This is a genomic window from Bdellovibrionota bacterium (genome assembly GCA_035292885.1).
In the GTDB taxonomy this organism is placed as follows: Bacteria; Bdellovibrionota_G; JALEGL01; order JALEGL01; family DATDPG01; genus DATDPG01.
The window spans coordinates 1-6915 of the sequence record DATDPG010000148.1; the positions used below are offsets into that span (position 1 = coordinate 1).

A 6915-nucleotide genomic window follows, 5' to 3' on the forward strand; every position below is an offset into this window, starting at 1 on the left:
CCGAGCGTGGGAACGAGAAACCCGCGGGTCATCCAAAACCACGTGGTTCTCCGGCATTCTCCCGATGTAGGTTACTTCCGTTTCCAACCGAATCGTCCGGATCTTCTTTCCTCCGAAAGAAACTTCGACGGCGAAGGGAGATTTTCCGGCTTGATCGTCGGCAACCACTCCCCAAACATCTCCACCAGCCGGCTTCATCGTCATCGGGACCCAGTTTACGTCACCTAGGGATAAAGGGGAACCGGATACCCCTGCGCCTTACATGCTTCCGCAGACACGCTTTTCAACTGCTCGTCCACATTCCGATTCATGTTCCGAAGATTGCGGGTCACCTGCCGATTGGCTTCGGCGCAAAAGGCCTGAACCATCGTCAGTTCCGTTTGAGCCGCCTTCAAACCCTTTAATTCGATCGATCGGCTGACCCTGGAGACGACCGCCGTCATTCGATAAAGGTCGATCGCGATGTCGGCGATCCGTTTCTGAACGAACTGCTTCTCCCAAATTTTCTTCTTATGCTTTCGAATCGACTTTTCGACAGCATCGACCAACTCTTGCACATGCTTTTCAATAAACTCCGCTTCTCGTTTAACTTCCGCATGAGCCTTGGTGAACTTGTCACTTGAGAGCGTTCTTGAAAGTTTTTGCGACACAAAATAATCGTAAAGAACCCCCAGCGACTTGATCGGTTCGTTGAGCGCTTCCCCCACGATTTTGAGGTATTCCCCCACCCCTTTCATTCCCGAGAGCGCGATAAAACATCGAAGAATCTCGTTCGTCCCTTCAAAGATCATATTGATCCGGGCGTCTCGCAACATCCGTTCGTACGGGTACTCCGCCATGTAACCGGTGCCACCCGCGATCTGTGTGGCTTCGTTGGCCACGTTCCAGGCCATTTCCGAACCGGACACCTTACAAATGGCGGACTCGATCGAGTAATCCTCCACACCGGCGTCGATCATTCCGCAGGTAAGATAGGCGATCGATTCGGCGACATAGATATCGATGGACATCCGGCCGAGCTTGTCCTTGATCAAACCGAATTCAGCGATCGGCTTGCCAAACTGCTGCCGTTGTGTGGCGTGCTGCGTGGCCAGAGCCAAGAGTCTCTTGGCACCGCCGACGCACCCGCTGGCCAGACCGAGGCGCCCGGAATTCAAAATTTCCATGGCGATCTTAAATCCCCTGCCCGGCTCACCCAGAACATTTTCCGCCGGCACACGAACATTCTGAAACGCGACTTCGGTCGTCGACGAACCTCGAATCCCGAGCTTGTGCTCATCTTTTCCGGTCGAAACACCCGCCATGTCACGAGTGACGAGAAATGCCGTGACTTTATCCTTCGTTTCTCCCTTCGATTCCATTTCGGTTTTAGCGAACACGGTAAAAAAACCGGCCAGGCCGCCATTGGTGATCCAGATCTTGTTTCCGTTCAACACGAACGACCCGTCCGGCTGACGAACGGCGCGGGTCTTAATGCTGTAAGCGTCCGAGCCCGATCCCGGTTCCGTCAAAGCAAACGCGGCGATGATTTTTCCCGAAGCCAACTGGGGCAGATATTTTTGTTTTTGTTCGTCGCTGCCGAAGAGGAGCAATCCTTTAAGACCAATGGACTGATGCGCTCCGAGTGTCACGGCGATTGAAGCATCGATCGATGCAATCTCCTCGCACACGCGGCCGTACGCTATTTGACTCAGGCCGATCCCGCCATATTTTTCCGGGATCTGCATGCCGAAAAGTCCCATTTCCGCCAGCGCTCCAAGAGCCTCTTTGGGAATTTGTCCTTCCCGGTCAATCTTCGCCGAGTCGATATGCTCTTTGGCGAACTTGTGAAGGTTTTCGAGGACCAGCGTAATCATTTCCCGTTCTCCGGACTTGGGCTCCGGATACGGGAAGACCATGTCTTCCCGGATATGGCCGGCGAACAAGGACTTCGCAAAACTTTTGCTTTCCGCTTCTTGATCGGTGACCGGCGTTGGTACTGCCTCGGGCATGAAGCCATCGTAGATGAAGAAAACACTGGACGCCAGATTCCAAATGACCAATTCTGATCGGCAACTTTTTATGGGAATGTTCGGCTGGTTCAAGAAAGAATGTGCGCTGCGAAAAGCGGATCGTCTCGCCCGCCGTGGCAACATGGAAGCCGCCCTGATGTCGATCGAAGCGGCTCAACAGATGAATCCGAAGAGCATCGACACACATATTCAGCGCGCATGGGCGCTGGCCGAATTGCGCCGGTTCGAGGAAGCGATGAAATGCGTGGATGCGAGCCTGGCGCTGGCGCCGAAAAACGGCCTCCTCCATCTCGTCAAAGGCGAAATTCTTTACGCCCTCAAGGACTACGAGGGCTCCAAGCAAATGCTCCACCGCGCCCTGGAACTTTCGGGCGAGAATCTTCGGATCGAATACATGCTCGGGCTGGTGTACGTCGCGCTCAACGACATGGATCGGGCGACGCAGTTCTTTGAATCCAGCGTTCGCTACGACAAATCCCTGGTGCACAGCCGGCTGCTCGCCATGGCCGAGCGTTATCTTTTCGAGCACCGTTGATTCCGGTAGTCTAACGACATGGCCAACGAGCTGGCGCCGTACATCGTCAAGTTCCGCAGGGACGACACCGTCTTTACTGAAGGGGATCCCGGGAACGAAATGTATTTCGTGCACTCCGGCCGCGTTCGAATCCAAAAAGACATCGACGGTAAGCCGGAGGTTCTCGCGGTCATGGAAAAAGGCGATTTCTTCGGTGAGATGGCGCTCTTGGACCACATGCCCCGAACGGCTACGGCGATCATCGAGGAGGATTCCGAACTCCTGAAAGTGGACAGCGGCAATTTCGAGAAGCTCCTTCAGAACAATATCGAAATCGCCGTTCGAATGATTCGGAAATACGCCTCCCGTCTGCGGGACGCCACGATGCGCCTGGAGATGGAACTCAAGGACCGCAAAGCGATGGACCGGGGCATTCAGGAAATTCTCGAGTCGGTGAAGGCCAAGCCGAGCGAAGTGACCCCACCCGGGGCGATTTTGGCGAGCTTCGTGGGAGACAAGGCCGCCGGAACGTTCCAGGTCAATAAGGAAGTTTCGACGATCGGACGGGAGGACCCCGTCACCAAAATCGTTCCCGATATTGATTTGACCCTCGCCGACAAAACCCGATCGGTCTCCCGGCGCCACGCTCGATTGGAACGGGTGAGCGGCCAGTTTCTCCTGACCGAGGAAGTGGGCGTTCGAAATGGCACCTTCGTCCACGGGGAGCGGCTTAAACCGGGGACGCCGATCACGCTCACGGACGGCGCCAAAGTCACGTTCGGACAGGTCGATCTGTCGTTCAAAGTCGCTAAATCATAGAGATAAGAGTTCAAGTGCCACTTGAACTTCGGCTGCGGTTCCGTAGCGTGTCGCAGGGTTTTTCTCAAGTAGCTTGGATACAATTCCTTGGAGTTCCCCGGGAATCCCCTGGCGCAGCTGATCTAAAGGTTTCGGCGGCGTATGGAGATGATGGTACGCCACCTCCCCTTCCGTAAACGGCGGTTTTCCGACGAGCAGCTCGTAAAGCACAATACCCAGCGCATAAAGATCGATGCGATGATCGAACGTGCCCCCCTGAATCTGCTCCGGAGCCATGTATAGCGGCGATCCGACCGCCCGCGTGGACGCCATTTCGACCCCTTCCAGCACGCGCGCGAGGCCAAAATCGCCCACTTTGACCACCTGGTCCTTCGTCAACAATAAATTGGCCGATTTAATATCCCGGTGAACGATCTGGTGGCCGTGGGCATAGGCCAGGGCATCGGTTACCTGAATACCGATTTTGCACACGACGGGAACCGCCAGGACGGTTCCTCGATCGAGAAGCTGGCGCAGATTGACCCCGTCCACATACTCCATCACAAGAAAGAGCATGTTGAGATATTTACCCACGTCGTAAATTCCGACGATGTGGGGATGCGCCAGCCTTGCGGCGAGACGTGCCTCTCGAAAGAACATCTCTTCGTCTTCGTTCCGGGCGTACTGATAAGGCGGCGGGAACTTAATCGCCACCGGCCTACCCAATTTTCGGTCTTTGCCCAGCCAAACCACCCCCATCGCTCCGCTGCCGATCTGCCGCTCAAGTTCGTATCGCTCGCTGAAGATCGCTCCCTGCCGGGGGTGGAATACGGCCGTCGGACTCGCGCCGGAAATGGTCTCATGCGCCTGCGTACCCGTTGCAACATCGGTCAAAGACACTTTCGTCGGTTCGGGTCGCGGGCGCTCATTTAAACGTTCCAAATTCTTCTTTCGGGCAAGAACGTCTTGATAGTGAAAGTCGATCGACAGAATTTTGTCGTACAAAATGGCGGCCTGACGAAAATCTCCGGCGGCTTCCATCGCGATGGCAAAGTCGTAATACGCGCCGATCCTTTCCCGGTCCGGCTCCATGTCTTTGCAGATCTCCCTCAATTTAGCGATGGCCAACTGATGCGCTCCGCGCCGCGCGAACAGGCGGCCCAGCGCATGCGCAGCCCTGGAATACTCGGGCGCATCTTTCGAGACCCGCTGAAAAAAGGAGATGGCCCTGTCGATCTGACCCGTCATTTCGGCCATCCGCCCGGCGTCGAAATAATTGTGCGCCAGTTCAAACTGAACGGCCGCCGGTTCGCTCATGCCCGCTTTTTCAAAACAGACCGCCGCCTCGGCGTGGAGATTCCCCTCGGCGTAAAGCGGCGCCGCGCGGTTGTATTCTCCGAGCTGTTCGAGCAACGGCGCGGCCTCCCGCACCTCTCCGGCCATGGCGAATAACTCGGCCGCTTCTTTCGTATCGTTCCGCTCCAGCGCCAGGCGCGCCGCGAACGCTCTCCCTTCCTTCGGCTTTCCCGCCAACTCGAGAAGTTTGGGAATCTCTTCGGAGCGGCCCATTTCGTCGTAAATATCCGCCGCCAGTTCATATCGGCCGGCGCGAATCAGCATTCGCGCGGCGTCCTCCTGCTTACCGGCTTGCTGGTACAGATCGCTTGCGCGGACCAAATCGCCCACCTGTTCGAGACATTGCGCGGCTTTGAGAGTTTGACCGGACCGAATGTAAATATCCGAGGCCTTCTTATAATCCTTGGAGCGGACATACGCCTCGGCGGCGTGCAGGGCCACCGTCCGGGCCTGTTCGACTTGCTTCGGCTGTGGATTGGCCCCCAGCAACGAACTGAGCTTTTCGTATTCCGCGGCATAAAGTTCGGCGACCTCTTGATGTTTTCCCAGACGTGTAAGAGCGCTCTCGAGTTTTCGTAAATTTCCCGATTTTTGGTACCGTTCGGCGGCGAGATCAAGGCGGCCGGCGCGTTCCCAATGCTCGCCCGCTTCCACCGGTCGATTCGCCTGGTCGAAAGCTTGCGCGGCGTCTTGCCAGCACTGCAGAGAAGCCAGGAGCTTCCCCGCCGCCAGAAAATCCTTTCCCTCCAGCGCCAAGGAGATCGCTTCGTCCGTACGCCCCAACTTCAACGCCATTTGCGAAGCTCGGGCATATTGGTTGACCGAGACGAAGACTTCGAGAGCCGAGGCATATTGAGCCTTTCGCGCCAGCTCATCACCCCGACGCACACGGTCCGCCGGGTTCGGCGGCCCTTGCCCGGTCAAAAGAATCCAGAGACTGGATATCGCTCCTCCCGTGCACGAGACGGCGGCGGCCACCATCAGCAGAGACCGGTAGGGAATCGCCGGGAGGATAGGGATCAGCGAGGCCAGTCCTTCGCCCAAACGAACGATCGGCTCCAGAAACGAGGGAAGTTTTTCCACGCTCCCTTAATTTACAAGGGGTTCCCCCCTGCATACAATCAATTCAGTGGAAATTCATTCCCTCCCGCCCGAAGGGCTCACCCGCTTCATCGATCGAATCCGGAAGTTTGAAATCGATCGGTACGAAGATTATCTCCACACGTTGCTCCTTCGCATCCTGTCGGAACTTGGAGAATTCGTCCCGACCGAAGGATCGATGATCCTGGCCGACGAGCCGACGCGGAAGCATGAGGGGAAATCGGTGGGCGATCTCGTTTACGTCGCGGCTTCGGGCAAAAACGCTTCTCAACTCGTGGGGAAAAAGGTGTCGGCGACGTCCGGGATCATCGGGGAAACGTACACGCTGGGCAAGGCGACCGTCCGAAAGGCGGAACGGGGCGAGCCGATCGTTCTCGACAAAGTGAATTTTCCCTATCCGATCGATACGCTCGTGACTTCTCCCCTTCGGATCGAAAACGCGATTGTGGGAGTGCTGGTGTTATACAACAAGAAGGAGCCGGTCGGTTTTACGCTCCGGGACCTCAAGTTGGTCGAAATTTTCTCCGGGTATATCTCCACATCGTTTCAAAACGCGACGGACGCCCGGAAGAGCAAGGAACTTTCCAAGCGGGACGATCTCACGGGACTTTTCAACGATCGTTTCTTTCATCGCCAGCTCGAAGCCGAAATCATTCGCGCCGACGAAAAACGGTACCCGCTCACGCTGATTTTTCTTGATCTGGACAATTTTAAAGCCATCAACGATCAGTACGGCCATTTGGTCGGCAGCCAAACGTTAAAAGAAGTGGGCTTCTTGTTACGCGAAGCCGTGGATCTCGATCAAGCCACAATCGCCCGGTACGGAGGTGACGAATACGTCACCATTTTGCCCGGTCTCGATCTTGAGCGAGCCGTCGACGTGGCCGACCGGATCCGCCTCACGATCAAGGGCAAGATGTTCATGATCGACCAGGGCGAACAAGACGGCTCGTTTATTAATTTTAAGGACCTTATTTCGGCGAGCATCGGCGTGTCGTCTTTGCACGACCATCTGCCTTCCGGAGGCACATCCAAGGAACGAAAGAATCTTTTAATCCGTTTGGCCGACCAAGCGATGTATCGCGCCAAAGCCGACGGCAAGAACTGCGTTCGCGTCGGCGAACCGCCGCGGGT

The 6915-nt window shown here is 56.2% G+C and carries 6 protein-coding genes; 3 read left to right on the forward strand and 3 right to left on the reverse strand.

Features of this window, described 5'->3' with window-relative positions; translation table 11 throughout:
* The coding region (locus VI895_10880) for an FHA domain-containing protein (GenBank protein ID HLG20303.1) at positions 1–204 on the reverse strand (204 nt) is incomplete at its 3' end.
* A 20-nt stretch (positions 205–224) separates the two neighbouring features.
* Positions 225–1991 (reverse strand): acyl-CoA dehydrogenase family protein, encoded by a 1767-nt coding sequence (locus VI895_10885; protein HLG20304.1) that lies wholly within the window; start codon positions 1989–1991, stop codon positions 225–227.
* Positions 1992–2034: 43 nt separating this feature from the next.
* Between VI895_10885 and VI895_10890 the strand changes: the two genes are divergently transcribed.
* Positions 2035–2547 (forward strand): tetratricopeptide repeat protein, encoded by a 513-nt coding sequence (locus VI895_10890; GenBank protein ID HLG20305.1) that lies wholly within the window; start codon positions 2035–2037, stop codon positions 2545–2547.
* An 18-nt stretch (positions 2548–2565) separates the two neighbouring features.
* Positions 2566–3345, forward strand: a complete 780-nt coding sequence (locus tag VI895_10895) for a cyclic nucleotide-binding domain-containing protein (protein ID HLG20306.1) — start codon at positions 2566–2568, stop codon at positions 3343–3345.
* On the opposite strand, the gene VI895_10900 is transcribed toward VI895_10895, so the two are convergent.
* Complete coding sequence (locus VI895_10900; GenBank protein ID HLG20307.1) at positions 3340–5763, reverse strand: protein kinase; 2424 nt, start codon at positions 5761–5763, stop codon at positions 3340–3342. The two genes, VI895_10895 and VI895_10900, sit on opposite strands and share 6 nt — an antisense overlap.
* Before the next feature lie 46 nt (positions 5764–5809).
* Here VI895_10900 and VI895_10905 point away from each other — a divergent pair.
* Positions 5810–6915: sensor domain-containing diguanylate cyclase (locus tag VI895_10905; GenBank protein HLG20308.1), on the forward strand; the 1106-nt coding region annotated here is incomplete at its 3' end.